Below are 15,457 nucleotides of genomic sequence, written 5' to 3' on the forward strand. Positions count from 1 at the left end.
ATAGCACGCTCGGTGACCGTGAAAACCTCGGCGCCTCAGAAAAAACACCGTCACGCGCAACCACACGCTTGTCCCTTCGCGTCCCGGTCGCTTACGTTCCACACCGATCCGGACGGACGCCTAATCCTGCCGCCGCCCGGAGCCCGCACACACTGACCCGACGCACGGCAGGAGCGGGGGACCCACAGGTACGACGCCTGTTCCGGTTCCCGGAACGGGCTTGGGGTTGAGTCGCGCCTCCGGCGCGGCCGGGCATCTCCAGCCCGCACCCGACAGCTCACCTCGCAGGCGACGGAGAGGAATTCACCATGCCCGCGAAGGGTAAGCACCGCCGTCCCAAGACCCAGCGTTTCACCCGTTCCATCGCCGCCGCCGGAACCGGCGGCGCCGCGCTGGCACTGCCGCTGATGGGGGCCGCCGGCGCCCACGCCGCCACCCCGCAGGCGGTTCCGGAGAAGGCGGTCCAGTCCGCCCCGGCCGCGGAGAAGAAGACCGCCGACAAGGCCGCCGGCACCCGCACCTACACCGTGAAGGCCGGTGACTACCTCGCGAAGATCGCCGACGACCAGCACGTCAGCGGTGGCTGGAAGAAGCTCTACGCGGACAACCGCGACGCCGTCGGTGACGACCCGTCGCTGATCCACCCGGGCCTGAAGCTCTCGATCGGCGAGAAGGCCGCCGCGGACCGGGCCCCGTCGCAGCCCGCGCCCAAGGCCTCCGCCGAGAAGCCCGCGAAGAAGTCCTCCGCCGAGTCCTCCGCGGACACCTCCGCCAAGGCCGGCACCGCCGCGAAGCCGGCCGCCGCCGAGCCCGCCGCACAGAGCAACGCCAGTGGCTTCACGTCGCCCGTGGCCGGCGCCACCGTCGGCACGCCGTACCGCATGTCCGGCAGCATGTGGTCCAGCGGCTACCACACCGGTGTCGACTTCGTCGCCCCGACCGGCACCTCCCTGAAGGCCGTCGGCGCGGGCACGGTCGTCTCCGCCGGCTGGGGCGGCGCGTACGGCAACCAGGTCGTCGTCAAGCTCGACGACGGCAACTACGCCCAGTACGCCCACCTGTCGCAGCTGTCCGTCTCGGCCGGCCAGACCGTGACCGCCGGGCAGCAGATAGGCCTGTCGGGCGCGACCGGCAACGTCACCGGGCCGCACCTGCACTTCGAGATCCGCACCACGCCGGACTACGGCTCGGACGTGGACCCGGTCGCCTACCTGCGCTCGCACGGCGTCTCCATCGGCTGACCGACCGCACCGGCACCTGCCTGACACGCCACCGAAGGCCGGACCCCGTTCCCCGGGTCCGGCCTTCGGTGCGTGGCGGGTCCATGCCGGAACGCCTGCGGTGACATGCCTGTTCCGGAGTTGGCGAATCCTTTAGGAGTGGCCTTTCTCACCGCCCGTCAAGCCCTGCCTACGGTCGCGTAGGTCACATTCGAGGGTGAATCATGAACGGCTGTGGCAGACGATTCGAAGAGTGACAGCAAAGCAGTGATCGGGTCGTACGTGGCGCTGGGGGACAGCTTCACCGAGGGCGTCGGCGACCCCGGCCCCGACGGGGCGTTCGTCGGCTGGGCAGACCGGTTCGCCGTCCTGCTCGCCGACCTGCGGCCCGAGGGCGACTTCCGGTACACCAATCTCGCCGTGCGCGGAAAGCTCCTCGACCAGATCGTTGCGGACCAGGTTCCGCGAGCCGTCGAACTGGCCCCCGACCTCGTCTCCTTCTGCGCCGGGGGCAACGACATCATCCGGCCCGGCACCGACCCGGACGAGGTGGCCGAGCGCTTCGAGCGGGCATTGCGACGCCTCACCGCCGCGGCCGGCACGGTGATGGTGACGACCGGGTTCGACACCCGGGGCGTGCCCGTGCTCAAGCACCTGCGCGGCAAGATCGCCACCTACAACGGACACGTCCGCGCCATCGCCGACCGCTACGGCTGCCCGGTGCTCGACCTGTGGTCCCTGCGCAGCGTGCAGGACCGCCGGGCGTGGGACGCCGACCGGCTGCACCTTTCCCCCGAGGGGCACACGCGGGTGGCGCTGCGCGCCGGCCAGGTGATGGGCCTGGCGGTGCCGGCCGACCCCGAGCAGGCCTGGCCGCCGCTGCCGCCGCGCGGGGCGTTCGACGTACGGCGGGACAACGTGCAGTGGGCGCGCGAGTTCCTGGTGCCGTGGATCGGGCGCCGGTTGCGCGGGCAGTCCTCGGGCGACCACGTGACGGCCAAGGGAGCGCTCTCCCCGGACGACATCCGGATGCGGATCGCTCCCGTGGCGTGAGACCCGGGCCGGCGGACCGGCCGCTACCGCACGGTCGACGCGGCCGGTTCCAGGCCCAGTTCGCGGGCCAGGGCCTCGTCCGCCCACTGCCGGGCGCGGGCCCGGGAGACCGTCCCGGGGTAGGACGTCAGCTGGACGGCGAGACCGTCGAGGAGGGCGGTGAGGCGGAAGGCTGCCGCCCGGGGGTCCGGGCAGGGGAACTCGCCCGCCGCCACGCCCTCCGCCATGACCTCGGTCAGGGCGGCCTTCCACTGCCGGTCGAGGTCCTCGGTGACCTCCCGCAGCGCCGGCTCGCGCAGGGCGGCCGCCCAGCCCTCGATCCACAGGCGCCAGCCCTTGGCCTGGCCCGTCGGCGCGTACCACCGCACGGCCGACCGCAGCCGGCGCAGCGCCGGCGCCCGCCGGCCGAGCAGCCGGCGCAGGTGCGCGAGATCGGCCTCGGCGGCATGCCGGAACGCGGCGGCCACCAACTGCTCCTTCGAGGAGAAGTGGTAAAGCACCAGAGCGTTGCTCACCCCGAGCGCCGAGGCCACGTCGGCGATCCTGACCGCCGCCACGCCCCGCGCCTCGATCTGCTCGATGGCGGCCCGCAACAGCTCCGCGCGCCGCTCGGCGACGCTCAACCGGACTCTCGTCACACCGTCACCCTATATACGGCGGCGCGGACCCCCGCCGTACGGATCCGGCCGGTCCCGCGCCTCAGCGGTACCAGCCGAACCGTTCCGCCAGCTCCGGCAGCCGGTCCGCCGCGAGCGCGTGCGCGGCGGCCCTGGGCGTGATCCCCTCGGCCTGCGCACGGGCCAGCATCCGCCCCACCAGTGCCCGCATCGCGCGACGCGTGTGCGCGAACGCCTCCTCGGCGTCGGGGCCGACGTCCCCGAACAGCGTCCACCACCACCAGGCGTTCGTCCCGGAGTTGACCACGACGTCCGGCAGCACGCTCACCCCGCGCGCCGCCAGCAGCGGCTCGGCCTCCGCCCGTACGGGCATGTTGGCCGCCTCCACGATCCAGCGGGCGGTGATGTGTTCCTGGTTCCCGGCGTCGATGGCGTACGACACGGCCGCCGGCACCAGCACGTCCGCCTCCGCGGACAGCCAGGCGTCGCCGGGCAGTTCGCCGTCACCGGGGCGCAGCGCCGCACGGTCGACCGTGCCGTGGGCGTCGCGGGCGGCGAGGAGCGCCTCGACGTCCAGCCCCGCCGGGTTGGCGATCGTGCCCTTCAGGTCGGCGACGGCCACGACCGTCAGCCCCGCGCGGGAGAGGAACCGGGCGGTGGCCCCGCCCATGGTGCCCAGGCCCTGGAGCGCCACCCGCGTGCCCGCGTGCGGCACTCCCGCCCGGTCCAGGGCGGTGAGTGCCGCCTCGGCGACGCCGCAACCGCCGGCCAGCTCATCGAGCCCGATGCCGTCCACGTCCACGGCGAAGGCGTCCGCCAGCCTCCGCCGCGCTGCCGCCTCGTCGTCCAGCAGCGGGTACACGGCCTGGATCGAGGAGACCAGCCCGGCCTCGGCGGCGGCCCGGTCCACCACGTCCTGACTCAGCCCGAGATCCTCTCCGGTCGTCCAGAAGCTCTCGATGTACGGGCGCATCGCCCGCAGGTAGCGCACCAGCAGCGGGTACGCCTGCGGATCGCGCGGATCGCAGTCGATGCCGCCCTTCGCGCCACCGAGGGGTACGTAGCGGCCGGCCGGGTCGTAGTGCAGGGCCTCCTTCAGGGTCATGCCGCGGGCCAGGGCCGTCACCTCCTCCAGCGTGCAGCCGGGCCGCATCCGCAGACCGCCGCTGGCCACACCGCGCACCAGCCGGTCGACGACCAGGAAGCCCTGCCGGCCGGTGAGGTGATCTGTCCAGGTGAGGGACATCAGAGGGCTGGCCATACGGACTCCTTCGGCGCCGGTCTACTGAATCGCGAGTCAGTATCCCCTGGGCGGGACACCGGGCACGGGTGATGCCGGAGGGGCCGACCATAATGGAAAGCCTGACCGACTCCACCTGGAGGTACCGTGGCCGGTTTCCGTACCCTGAGCTCCGGGCTCCGCGCGCTGCGCCCCGGGGCGTTCGGCGCGGACCCGAGCGGCGAGCGCATGGCGCGCATCCGCCGATCACCCCACTTCGAGGACGGGGTCTTCCAGAACCCCGGCGGCCCCGCGCGGACCCGGCCCTCGGGCTCCACCCTGGACCTCGCGAAGGTCTTCTTCGACAAGGAGACCCGTCCGCGGCGCACCCCGCAGGGCGCCGTGCCGGTGCACTCCACCACGCTCGCGGACATCGCCCGGCCCCCGGCCACCGGTCTGCGGCTGACCTGGACGGGACACTCCAGCGTCCTCGCGGAGATCGACGGCCGTCGGGTCCTGTTCGACCCGGTCTGGGGCGAGCGCTGCTCACCGTTCCCCTTCGCCGGCCCCAAGCGGCTGCACCCCGTCCCTCTGCCGCTCGCCGCGCTCGGCCCGGTCGACGTGGTGGTCATCTCCCACGACCACTACGACCATCTGGACATGCCCACCATCAAGGCGCTGGCCGGTACGGACACGCTCTTCGCGGTCCCGCTCGGGGTCGGGGCCCACCTGGAGCGCTGGGGCGTGCCTGCCCGGCGGCTGCGCGAGCTGGACTGGCACGAGTCGACCGAGGTCGGCGGGCTGACCCTGACCGCCACCCCGGCCCGGCACTTCTGCGGCCGCGGCCTGCGCAACACCCAGCACACCCTGTGGGCCTCCTGGGTCGTCCGGGGCGGGGAGCACCGGATCTACCACAGCGGGGACACCGGTTACTTCGACGGCTTCGAGGAGATCGGCGCCGCGCACGGTCCGTTCGACGCCACGATGATCCAGATCGGTGCGTACTCCGACTTCTGGCCCGACATCCACATGACGCCCGAGGAGGGCATGCGCGCCCATCTCGACCTCCAGGGCGGACCGGACCGCGGCCTGATGCTGCCGATCCACTGGGCGACCTTCAACCTGGCCACGCACCCGTGGGCGGAGCCGGGGGAGGGGACGCTGCGCGCGGCCCGCGCCGTGAGGGCCCGGGTCGCCCTGCCCCGCCTGGGGGAGCCGTTCGAGCCGACGGCCGAGACCGTCCCCTCGGAGCCGTGGTGGCGTGGGGTGGCGCTCGCCCCGTCGGGCCGCGGTACGGCGGCCGCCGAGGCGGTCACCGACAGCACGATCAAGAGGGTCTCGGACCGGGCAGCCGTGGCCCAGGCCGATACGGTGAGTGACGGCGGCCGCAAGGCCGGCACGGGCACCGAGGATCCCGAATCGCTTCCGGCGGGCTGAGCCGGGACATGCGCACGACGGGCGGCGAGGGCCGGGGAGCGGATGACTCCCCGGCCCTCGCCGCCTTTGTGTGAACACTTCTGACCAGTACGGATCGAATTACTTCCCTTCCCGGTCGCATTCCTGTGGGGGTTATCGGTCTGTCGTACGAGACCTCATACCAGAGCGGGACGCTTGCCGTATGAGTTTGTCAACTGCCCACCGCACATGATGCGCTGACGACTACTGTCAGTGGCCGTCGGGAAACGGACGGATCAAGGAGCGGGGGCCGGCGTGCAGGCGCAAGGCGGACGAGGGAGTCGACGCGGCGGGGACCCCCGCTGCCCGCGCACCACCGACGCCGCCGCGGGCCCCGGGACGGGACGCCACGCGAACCCCGACCGGACCGCTGCCGGACGGCCGCGCAGCGAGGCTGCCGGCCCCCGCGGCGCACGGCAGCGGCCGCGTGACCCCCAGGGCGCTCCCGCGAGCGCCCCGGCACGGCAGCGGCCGCGCGATCCCGGGCGCACCACCGCGAGCGCCCCCGGCGCCGACGCCGGACGGACCAGTACGAGGACACCGATGTCACATCTCCGCGCACCGGCCGCACGCGCAGACCGCCGTGAGGGCGGGCGGCACGGGCGGCCGGCCTCCCGCACCGCGACCGCGCTGCCCGAGACCCACATACGGGCCCAGTTGCTGCGCATCGCCGTACTGCCGCCCGTCGCCGTCGCCCTCAGCGGCTGCGCGGCCGTCCTCTTCACCGTCCGGTCCACCGGCGCGCGCCCGGGGCTCACGCTGTGGGCCGTCCTCGCCGGCGCGCTGTCGGTGACCCTCGTCGCCGTCGTCGTCGCCGCGGTGGCCGCAGGCCGGGCCGCCCGGTCCGTGCACGACCGCGTCGGCGTCCTGCGCCGCGCCACCGCCCGGCGCGAGGCCGACCTGCGGGCCCTGGTGGAGGCGTTGCGCCGCGGTGACGGCCCGCCGCAGCCGGGGGCGCTGAGCCGGGGCGCCGGCCCCGGTGAGGACGCCGACGACCTCGACCTCCTCACCGCCGACCTGGCCCGGGCGCACGACAGTGCCGTCGCCGCCGTCGTCCAGGCCTCCCAGCTCTCCAGCCAGGCGGGCAGCGAGCAGAAGCTCGAGGTGTTCGTGAACCTCGCCCGGCGGCTGCAGTCGCTGGTCCACCGCGAGATCTCCATCCTCGACGAGCTGGAGAACGAGATGGAGGACCCCGACCTGCTCAAGGGGCTCTTCCACGTCGACCACCTCGCGACCCGGATCCGCCGTCACGCCGAGAACCTCGCGGTGCTCGGCGGGGCCGTCTCCCGGCGGCAGTGGAGCAACCCGGTCGACATGACCGAGGTGCTGCGGTCGGCCATCGCCGAGGTCGAGCAGTACTCCCGGGTCAAGCTCGTCCCGCCGGTCGACGGGCAGCTTCGCGGGCACGCCGTCGCCGACGTCATCCACCTGCTGGCGGAACTCGTCGAGAACGCCACGGTGTTCTCCGCTCCGCACACCCAGGTCCTGCTGCGTGCCAACCTCGTCACGTCCGGGCTGGCCGTCGAGGTCGAGGACCGCGGCCTCGGCATGCCCGTCGAGGAGCAGACGCGGATGAACGCACTGCTCGCCGACCCGGACCAGGTGAACGTCGCGCGGCTCCTCGCGGACGGCCGCATCGGTCTGTTCGTCGTCTCGCAGCTCGCCCGCCGGCACGGCATCACCGTCCGCCTGCAGTCCAACATCTACGGCGGCGTCCAGGCCGTGCTCGTGGTGCCGCAGGCGCTGCTCGGGGCGGCGTCCGGGGCGCCGGGCGGTACGGAACCGCAGGGCGGGGTGGTGGCCGGCGGTCGGCCTTCCCCGCTCCCGCAGGCCGGCCGGCTCGGGCAGAGCGGGCAGGGTTCTCCTTCTCCCGCTGCTGGTGACTCCGCTGATGCCGGTGCTTCTGCCGGTGCCGAGGGCGTTGCCGGTGGAGGGGGCGACTTTCCCCTCACCCCCTCCACCGCTCACCGCGGGCAGCACGCGGCCGAGGCGGCTCCCGGCCCGGACGGTCAGCGGACCGGTGCTCCCGGCGGTGCCCCCGCGCCCCTGCCCGTACGCGGTGCCCGTCGGGAGCGGCCCACACCGGCCGAGGCGGCGCCCGGCATCAAGCCCGAGGACCGGCGTGCGCTGGCCGAGCACGGGTCCGCGCCCCCCACCCCCCGCAACGGCGCCGTGCGCGGCACCATGGGCAAGCCCCAACTGCCCCGCCGACGTGCGCAGGAGCACATCGCACCCCAGTTGCGCGACGGCCCCGCCCCGCGCCAGGACCCCGAGTCCCTCGTGGGCCACGACCCGGGCCTGATGGCCGCGTTCCAGCGCGGCATCAGCCTCGCCGAGGCCCAGCAGAGCCTGGAAGCAGAGGACATGGTGTGGGGCGACACGGTGCCGGCTCACATGGAGTCCGCGCACACCACACCGATCCACTTCGCCTCGGCGCACGGGCAGCCGACCCATAGGGAGCCGACCCACACGGAGTCGACCCACACGGAGTCGGCGCCCATGTATCCAGCGCACACAGAGCCGGCACACCTGAACCCGAGGCACATCGCTCCGGCACCCACGTATCCGGCGCCCACAGACCCGGCGCCCACAGACCCGGCACTCACAGACCCGGCGCCCACAGATCCGGCACCCACCGACGCGGCGCCCACAGACCCGGCACCCACCGAACCGGCGCCCCGGGGCACCGGGCCGAGAGGTCTCAGCCCTCTGCGGCCGGTGCGTGCGGAGCCGCTTCCCACCGAGGTGTCCCCGGCCGCCCCGGCCCCCGGGCTCCGGCCCGAGCACAGAACCACCGACCGGCGGGACGGGAGCGCCCCCGCCGGATGACCACCCCCGTTCCCACCCCCACCCCCAGCGCTCCCGCAGACCTTCGTACCCCAAGGAGTCGATCCACCATGGCGAGCGACGCGCCGACCGCCCATGTATCCGACCTCGACTGGCTGATGAGCGGCCTCGTGCAGCGCGTACCGCACACGAGTGCCGCCGTGCTGCTGTCCTGCGACGGGCTCGTGAAGTCCGTGCACGGCCTCGATCCGGACAGCGCCGACCACATGGCCGCCCTCGCCTCCGGCCTGTACTCGCTGGGCCGCAGCGCGGGGGTCCGCTTCGGCGACGGCGGCGACGTCCGGCAGGTCGTCGTCGAACTGGCCTCGACCCTGCTGTTCGTCACCACCGCCGGCTCCGGCACATGCCTGGCCGTGCTCGCCGGCCGCGAGGCCGACGCGGCCGTGCTGGGCTACGAAATGGCCATGCTGGTCAAGAGCGTCCGCCCCTACCTGGTGACCGCGCCCCGGCAGCAGTCCGTCGATTCCCCGGCGATGAGGCCTTGAGCGTGACGGCGGCCGGTGACGGGCCCTGGCTCGACGACGCGGCCGGGCGGCTGGTGCGCCCGTTCACGGTCAGCAACGGCCGGACCCGTCCCACCGTCGCGCTCGACCTCGTGTCGCAGGTGATGGCCACCGGGGCGACCCCCCTCGGCTACCTGGGCCCCGAACACACCCAGGCGCTGGAACGGTGCCGGGTGCCCGTGGCGGTCGCGGAGGTGGCCGCCCACCTGAAACTGCCGGTGGCCGTCACCAAGGTGCTGCTGGCCGACCTCGTCGACTGCGGGGCGTTGACGACCAAGCCCCCCGCGTTCCACCACAACCCGACGGACCGGGCCCTTCTGGAGGCAGTGCTCGATGGACTACGACGACAGCTCTGACTACGCCGGCGGACCCGGCCACGGCGCCGATCCCTTCCCCACCGCGCTGAAGATCCTCGTGGCGGGCGGGTTCGGCGTGGGCAAGACCACCTTCGTGGGCGCGGTGAGCGAGATCGCGCCGCTCAGCACGGAGGAGCTGCTCACCACCGTCAGTGCCGCGACCGACAGCCTCGACGGCATCGAGAACAAGCTCGAGACGACCGTCGCGATGGACTTCGGCCGCATCACCCTCGACGCGGAACACGTGCTGTACCTGTTCGGCACGCCCGGCCAGGAGCGCTTCTGGTTCATGTGGGACGAGTTGTGCGAAGGCGCGCTCGGCGCGGTCATCCTCGCCGACACGCGGCGCCTGCAGGAGTGCTTCGCCGCGGTCGACTTCTTCGAACAGCGCGGACTCGGGTTCATCGTCGCCGTCAACGAGTTCGACGGCGCCCACCGCTACGACCCCGAGGAGGTGCGGGGCGCCCTCGACCTGGCCGAGGACATCCCGGTCGTCCGCTGCGACGCCCGGATCTCCAGCTCCGGGGTGCAGACCCTGCTGACCCTGGTGCGCCATCTCATCGCCCACACACCCACCCCCACCACGGGGTACAGCGCCCACATGTGATCAATCGACACCGCCACGGAGTGCCTATATGACGCATGCCCATAGCCCGGGAGCACGCCCATGAGCTACGACCCGCCGCGCCCGGCCGGTCGTCTCCTGCTCACCCCCGAGGACAAGGAGGCCCCCGCCCGCGCTCGCCGACTGCGCGGGATGGGCCTCGGGGAACACCCCGAACCCGGCCTCGACGCCTTCGCGCAGCGCCTCGCCGACATCACCGGGGCGCCGTACGCGATGGTCAACTTCCCGGGCGAGCACGGGCAGTTCTACGCGGGCCTGTACGTCCCGGCCGTCCCGCCCGCCGTGCGGAGCGACGGCACCGGGCCGCGCCTGGGCCGGGTGCTGCCCCGTGACCACGGCTTCTGCCCCCATGTGGTGGCGCGGCGCAAGGCCCTGGCCCTCGAGGACGTCCGCGACTACCCGCGTTTCGCGGGCAACCCGGTGGTCGACGAGTTCGGGATCCGCTCCTACCTCGGGGCGCCGCTGCTGGACGGCTCCGGCCTGGTGCTGGGTACGGTCAGCGTCGCCGACGTCCAGCCCCGGCCGTGGGGAACGGCCGGCCTGACGGCGATCAAGGAACACGCCGCGCTGCTCTGCGCCGACCTGGAGCACCGCGGCGGCCTGCCGCCCCACTGAGCTCCCGGCACGGCCGCCCCGCCGAGCCCCGGCACCGGCCGCCCCGGGGCGTGAAGCAAAGCTGAGGCGGCGCTTAAGAAAACCTCGATGGACCGGGTGCGCCGTCGTACGGCAGATTGCTGTGCGATCCCACTCCTCTCCCGGCCCAGGGGTTCCTTCGGCATGCCCGGAGCCGGGACTCACCCCCTGGAGCCGTAGCGGTGAAGGCGCTGGTCAAACAGAAGGCGGAGCCCGGCCTGTGGCTGGCGGACGTCCCCGAGCCGGTCATCGGCCCCGGCGACGTCCTGATCAAGGTGCTGCGCACCGGCATCTGCGGCACCGACCTGCACATCCGCGCCTGGGACGGCTGGGCCCGGCAGGCGATCAGCACCCCGCTCGTGGTCGGGCACGAGTTCGTCGGCGAGGTCGTCGAGACCGGCCGCGACGTCACCGACATCTCGGTCGGCGACCGGGTCAGCGGCGAGGGCCACCTCGTGTGCGGCAAGTGCCGCAACTGCCTGGCCGGCCGCCGCCACCTGTGCCGGGCCACCGTCGGCCTGGGAGTGGGCCGGGACGGCGCGTTCGCCGAGTACGTGGCCCTGCCCGCCGGCAACGTCTGGGTGCACCGGGTGCCCGTCGACCTGGACGTGGCCGCCATCTTCGACCCCTTCGGCAACGCCGTGCACACCGCGCTGTCCTTCCCGCTCGTCGGCGAGGACGTCCTGGTCACCGGCGCCGGTCCCATCGGCCTGATGGCCGCCGCCGTGGCCAGGCACGCGGGTGCCCGCAACGTCGTGATCACCGACGTCAGCGAGGAGCGGCTGGAACTCGCCCGCAAGATCGGCGTCAGCCTCGCGCTGAACGTCTCCGGAGCCACCATCGCCGACGGGCAGCGCACGCTCGGACTGCGCGAGGGCTTCGACATCGGGCTGGAGATGTCCGGCCGCCCCGAGGCGATGCGCGACATGATCGCCAACATGACGCACGGCGGCCGGATCGCGATGCTCGGCCTGCCCGCCCAGGAGTTCCCCGTCGACTGGGCCCGCGTCGTCACCTCGATGATCACCATCAAGGGCATCTACGGCCGTGAGATGTTCGAGACCTGGTACGCCATGTCGGTCCTGCTGGAAGCGGGCCTGGACCTCGCGCCCGTGATCACCGGCCGTTACGGCCACCGCGACTACGAAGCGGCGTTCGAGGACGCGGCGAGCGGCCGCGGCGGCAAGGTCATCCTCGACTGGACCGCGTAACCCCCCTCCTCCGCGAGCACCTTAGGAGCTTCCCGATGTTCGACTCCGTGCGCGACGACCTGCGCGCCACCCTCGACGAGATCCGCGCCGCCGGACTGCACAAGCCCGAGCGCGTCATCGGCACCCCGCAGTCCGCCACCGTGAACGTCACCGCGGGCGGCCGCCCCGGCGAGGTCCTCAACTTCTGCGCCAACAACTACCTCGGCCTCGCCGACCACCCCGAGGTGGTCGCCGCCGCCCACGAGGCCCTGGACCGCTGGGGCTACGGCATGGCCTCCGTCCGCTTCATCTGCGGCACCCAGGAGGTGCACAAGGAGCTGGAGGCGAGGCTGTCGGCGTTCCTCGGCCAGGAGGACACGATCCTGTACTCCTCCTGCTTCGACGCCAACGGGGGTGTCTTCGAGACGCTGCTCGGCCCGGAGGACGCGGTCGTCTCCGACGCGCTGAACCACGCGTCGATCATCGACGGCATCCGGCTGTCCAAGGCCCGCCGCCTGCGCTACGCCAACCGCGACCTCGCCGAGCTGGAGGCCCGCCTGAAGGAGGCCTCCGACGCCCGTCGCCGACTGATCGTCACCGACGGCGTCTTCTCGATGGACGGCTACGTCGCCCCGCTGCGCGAGATCTGCGACCTGGCCGACCGCTACGACGCGATGGTCATGGTCGACGACTCCCACGCGGTCGGCTTCGTGGGCCCCGGCGGCCGCGGCACGCCCGAGCTGCACGGCGTCATGGACCGCGTCGACATCATCACCGGCACCCTCGGCAAGGCCCTCGGCGGCGCCTCCGGCGGCTACGTCGCCGCCCGCGCCGAGATCGTCGCCCTGCTGCGCCAGCGCTCGCGTCCCTACCTCTTCTCCAACACGCTCGCCCCGGTGATCGCGGCCGCCTCCCTGAAGGTGCTGGACCTGCTGGAGTCCGCGGACGACCTGCGTGTCCGGCTGGCCGAGAACACGGCTCTCTTCCGCGGCCGGATGACCGAGGAGGGCTTCGACGTCCTGCCCGGCGACCACGCCATCGCCCCGGTGATGATCGGTGACGCGGCGATCGCCGGACGCATGGCGGAACTGCTGCTGGAGCGCGGTGTGTACGTGATCGGCTTCTCGTACCCGGTCGTGCCGCAGGGCCAGGCCCGGATCCGCGTCCAGCTGTCGGCGGCGCACTCCACGGACGACGTGAACCGGGCCGTGGACGCCTTCGTGGCGGCCCGGGCGGAGCTGGAGGCCGAAAACAGCCGGTGACCTGAGAGAATCGGTCGCATGATCGAGGCGCGGCGGCTCCACATCCTCCGTGCGGTGGCCGACCACCGCACGGTGACGGCGGCTGCCGCCGCGCTGTACCTCACCCCCTCGGCCGTCTCCCAGCAGCTCGCCGCGCTGGAGCAGGAGACCGGCCACCGGCTGGTCGAGCGCGGCGCCAAGGGCGTACGGCTCACCCCGGCCGGCGAGATCCTGCTCAGCCACACCAACGTGGTCCTCGCCCAGCTGGAGCGGGCCGAGGCCGAACTCGCCGCCTACGGCTCGGGCGAGGCCGGCACGGTCACGGTCGCCGCCTTCGCCACCGGCATCGCCCTGGTCGTGGCGCCCGCGGTGGCCCGGCTGGCGGAGTCGGCGCCCGGCATCCGCATCCGCGTCCAGGACGCGGAGGGCGACGCCAGCCTGCCGATGGTCCTGGACCGGCAGGTCGACGTGGCCGTGGCCGTCGAGTACCGGGGCGCCCCGCCCGCCGACGATCCCCGCCTGGCCCACGTACCGCTGTACGCCGAGCCGTTCGACGCGGTCGTGCCCGTCAGCCATCGGCTGGCCGGGGCGGCGGAGGTGCCGCTCGCCGAACTGGGCAAGGACCCCTGGATCGGCCCCTACCCGGGCAACCCCTGCCACGACGTGGTGGTCCTGGCCTGCGAGAGCGCCGGGTTCCAGCCCCGCATGGAGCACTCCTCGGACGACTTCCGGGCCGTCGTCGCGCTCGCCTCGGCCGACGTGGGCGTGGCCCTCGTGCCGCGCTCGGCGCTGCGCGGCATGGACCTCACCGGAGTGGTCGTCCGCCCCGTCGACGGCACCGCCCCGACCCGCCGCGTCTTCGCCGCCGTACGCCGCGGAGCCGAGGAGCACCCGCTGATCCGCCCGGTGCTGGACGCGCTGAGCGGGGCGGCCCGGGCCCAGCCGCTGCCGGTGTGAGGACTCCGTAACACATTCGTCTCACATCAGGGATAGCGTCCCGGATGTGAGAAGCGACGAGGAAGCGGATCCCGTGGACGTCCGGCTGGGAGCGCGCCTGGCCGAGCTGCGCGCCGCACACGGCTGGTCCCTCGGCGAGCTGGCCGAGCGCAGCGGCGTGAGCCGCTCCACCCTGTCCCGGGCCGAGCGGGCCGAGACCAGCCCGACGGCCGCGCTGCTGAACCGGCTGTGCGCCGTCTACGGGCGGACCATGTCGCAGCTGCTCAGCGAGGTCGAGGCGGAACCGGCGCCCGTGGTGCCGGCCGGCGACCAGCCCGTCTGGCACGACCGGGCCTCCGGCTTCGCGCGGCGTTCCGTCTCGCCCCCGCATCCCGCGCTGCGCGGTGAACTCGTCGAGGGCCGCCTGACCGCCGGCGCCGACCTCGCCTACGACCGTCCACCCGTGGCCGGCCTCGAGCAGCACATCTGGGTCCTGGAAGGCGCCCTCGACGTGACCGAGCAGGGCACCGAACACCACCTGGCCGCCGGTGACTGCCTGCGCATGCGGGTGTGGGGGCCGACCAGGTTCCGGTGCACCGCCGCCGAAGGCGTGCGCTACCTGCTGGCGGTGGTGCGGCCGTGAGGCGCCTGGACGCCGCCGGGGTGCGCCGGTACGCCGGAGGGCTGGCGGACCTGCTCGCCGACACCGTGCACGGGGGAGCCTCGGTCGGATTCCTCGCCCCGCTCGGCCGGGCCGAGGCGCTCGCGTGGTGGGAGGAGCGCGCCGCCGACGTGGCCGCGGGCCGGCTCGCCGTCTGGGCGGACGGCGACGGCGACCGGGTGCTCGGCACCGTCGGCCTCGCCTTCGCGGCCAAGCCCAACAGCCGCCACCGGGCCGAACTCGTGAAGCTGATGGTGCACCCCGCAGCCCGCGGCCGCGGGCTGGGGCGCGCCCTCCTGGCCACCGCCGAGACCGCCGCCGTCGCCGCCGGGGTCTTCCTGTTGCACCTGGACACCGAGACCGGCAGCCCCGCCGAGCACCTGTACCGCTCCGCGGGCTGGACCCCGGCGGGCACCGTCCCCGACTACGCGGCGAGCCCCGAGGGCCTGCTGCGGCCGACGACGATCTACTACAAGAGGCTCCCGGCGACCACTCCCACCAGGTGATTGTCAGTGCGAGCCGCTACGGTGCCTGCCATGCCGGATGCCGAAGACGTACGACGGATCGCCCTGTCCCTGCCGGACACGACCGAGAAGGTCGCCTGGAACATGCCCACGTTCCGGGTCTCGGGCAAGATGTTCGCCACCCTGCCCGAGGACGAGACGTCGATCGCCGTGCGCTGTCCCAAGGAGGAGCGGGACGAACTGGTGCTCGCCGAGCCGGACAAGTTCTGGATCGCCGACCACGAGTCCCCGTTCGCCTGGGTGCGCGTCCGGCTCGGCGCGCTGGAGGACGAGGGCGAACTCCGGGACATCCTGGCCGACTCCTGGCGCCAGGCCGCGCCGACCCGGCTCCTGGAGGCCCACCCCCGGCTCGGTCTCCCGGCGGCAGGATGACCTCC

Annotated in this window: 16 protein-coding genes and 1 riboswitch; of the genes, 14 read left to right on the forward strand and 2 right to left on the reverse strand. The window is 73.5% G+C overall.

Annotated features, from left to right (window positions below):
- The first annotated feature begins 147 nt into the window (after window positions 1-147).
- Window positions 148-304: riboswitch (cyclic di-AMP (ydaO/yuaA leader) on the forward strand.
- Window positions 305-308: 4 nt separating this feature from the next.
- A complete protein-coding gene (locus tag Q5694_RS22765) occupies window positions 309-1,241 on the forward strand; it encodes a M23 family metallopeptidase (protein ID WP_333935078.1) in 933 nt (310 codons plus the stop codon).
- Between the two features lie 246 nt (window positions 1,242-1,487).
- Window positions 1,488-2,273, forward strand: a complete 786-nt coding sequence (locus tag Q5694_RS22770) for an SGNH/GDSL hydrolase family protein (RefSeq protein ID WP_333935160.1) — start codon at window positions 1,488-1,490, stop codon at window positions 2,271-2,273.
- Between the two features lie 23 nt (window positions 2,274-2,296).
- On the opposite strand, the gene Q5694_RS22775 is transcribed toward Q5694_RS22770, so the two are convergent.
- Window positions 2,297-2,911, reverse strand: a complete 615-nt coding sequence (locus Q5694_RS22775; protein WP_333935079.1) for a TetR/AcrR family transcriptional regulator — start codon at window positions 2,909-2,911, stop codon at window positions 2,297-2,299.
- Window positions 2,912-2,972: 61 nt separating this feature from the next.
- Complete coding sequence (locus Q5694_RS22780) at window positions 2,973-4,151, reverse strand: Glu/Leu/Phe/Val dehydrogenase dimerization domain-containing protein (protein WP_333935080.1); 1,179 nt, start codon at window positions 4,149-4,151, stop codon at window positions 2,973-2,975.
- Between the two features lie 126 nt (window positions 4,152-4,277).
- On the opposite strand from Q5694_RS22780, the gene Q5694_RS22785 reads away from it, so the two are divergent.
- The 12 genes from Q5694_RS22785 to Q5694_RS22840 all read left to right on the forward strand — a co-directional run bounded on the left by Q5694_RS22785 (window position 4,278) and on the right by Q5694_RS22840 (window position 15,452).
- A complete protein-coding gene (locus Q5694_RS22785; RefSeq protein WP_333935081.1) occupies window positions 4,278-5,546 on the forward strand; it encodes an MBL fold metallo-hydrolase in 1,269 nt (422 codons plus the stop codon).
- 561 nt (window positions 5,547-6,107) lie between these two features.
- Window positions 6,108-8,393, forward strand: coding sequence for a sensor histidine kinase (locus Q5694_RS22790; RefSeq protein WP_333935082.1), 2,286 nt, complete (start codon window positions 6,108-6,110; stop codon window positions 8,391-8,393).
- A gap of 68 nt (window positions 8,394-8,461) precedes the next feature.
- Window positions 8,462-8,896: a roadblock/LC7 domain-containing protein gene (locus tag Q5694_RS22795; protein WP_333935083.1), complete on the forward strand. Its 435-nt coding sequence runs from the start codon at window positions 8,462-8,464 to the stop codon at window positions 8,894-8,896.
- Window positions 8,897-8,898: 2 nt separating this feature from the next.
- Window positions 8,899-9,270, forward strand: a complete 372-nt coding sequence (locus Q5694_RS22800) for a DUF742 domain-containing protein (protein WP_333935161.1) — start codon at window positions 8,899-8,901, stop codon at window positions 9,268-9,270.
- A complete protein-coding gene (locus tag Q5694_RS22805) occupies window positions 9,248-9,877 on the forward strand; it encodes a GTP-binding protein (RefSeq protein WP_333935084.1) in 630 nt (209 codons plus the stop codon). The genes Q5694_RS22800 and Q5694_RS22805 overlap by 23 nt, the downstream gene beginning before the upstream one ends.
- A gap of 60 nt (window positions 9,878-9,937) precedes the next feature.
- Window positions 9,938-10,510, forward strand: a complete 573-nt coding sequence (locus Q5694_RS22810; protein WP_333935085.1) for a GAF domain-containing protein — start codon at window positions 9,938-9,940, stop codon at window positions 10,508-10,510.
- A 200-nt stretch (window positions 10,511-10,710) separates the two neighbouring features.
- Window positions 10,711-11,739 (forward strand): L-threonine 3-dehydrogenase, encoded by a 1,029-nt coding sequence (tdh, locus tag Q5694_RS22815; RefSeq protein ID WP_333935086.1) that lies wholly within the window; start codon window positions 10,711-10,713, stop codon window positions 11,737-11,739.
- Between the two features lie 35 nt (window positions 11,740-11,774).
- On the forward strand, window positions 11,775-12,980 hold the full coding sequence (locus Q5694_RS22820) for a glycine C-acetyltransferase (RefSeq protein WP_333935087.1): 1,206 nt from the start codon (window positions 11,775-11,777) through the stop codon (window positions 12,978-12,980).
- 18 nt (window positions 12,981-12,998) lie between these two features.
- Complete coding sequence (locus Q5694_RS22825) at window positions 12,999-13,916, forward strand: LysR family transcriptional regulator (protein WP_333935088.1); 918 nt, start codon at window positions 12,999-13,001, stop codon at window positions 13,914-13,916.
- 46 nt (window positions 13,917-13,962) lie between these two features.
- Entirely contained in the window at window positions 13,963-14,538 is a 576-nt protein-coding gene (locus tag Q5694_RS22830) for a helix-turn-helix domain-containing protein (RefSeq protein ID WP_333935089.1), read from the forward strand.
- Entirely contained in the window at window positions 14,535-15,062 is a 528-nt protein-coding gene (locus Q5694_RS22835) for a GNAT family N-acetyltransferase (RefSeq protein WP_333935090.1), read from the forward strand. Before Q5694_RS22830 ends, Q5694_RS22835 begins: the two co-directional genes overlap by 4 nt.
- A 30-nt stretch (window positions 15,063-15,092) precedes the next feature.
- The gene (locus Q5694_RS22840; protein ID WP_333935091.1) at window positions 15,093-15,452 is read left to right on the forward strand and encodes an MmcQ/YjbR family DNA-binding protein; all 360 of its coding nucleotides are present in this window, start codon (window positions 15,093-15,095) and stop codon (window positions 15,450-15,452) included.
- Window positions 15,453-15,457: the final 5 nt, after the last annotated feature.

The organism is Streptomyces sp. AHA2 (assembly GCF_036857595.1).
In the GTDB taxonomy this organism is placed as follows: domain Bacteria; phylum Actinomycetota; class Actinomycetes; order Streptomycetales; family Streptomycetaceae; genus Streptomyces.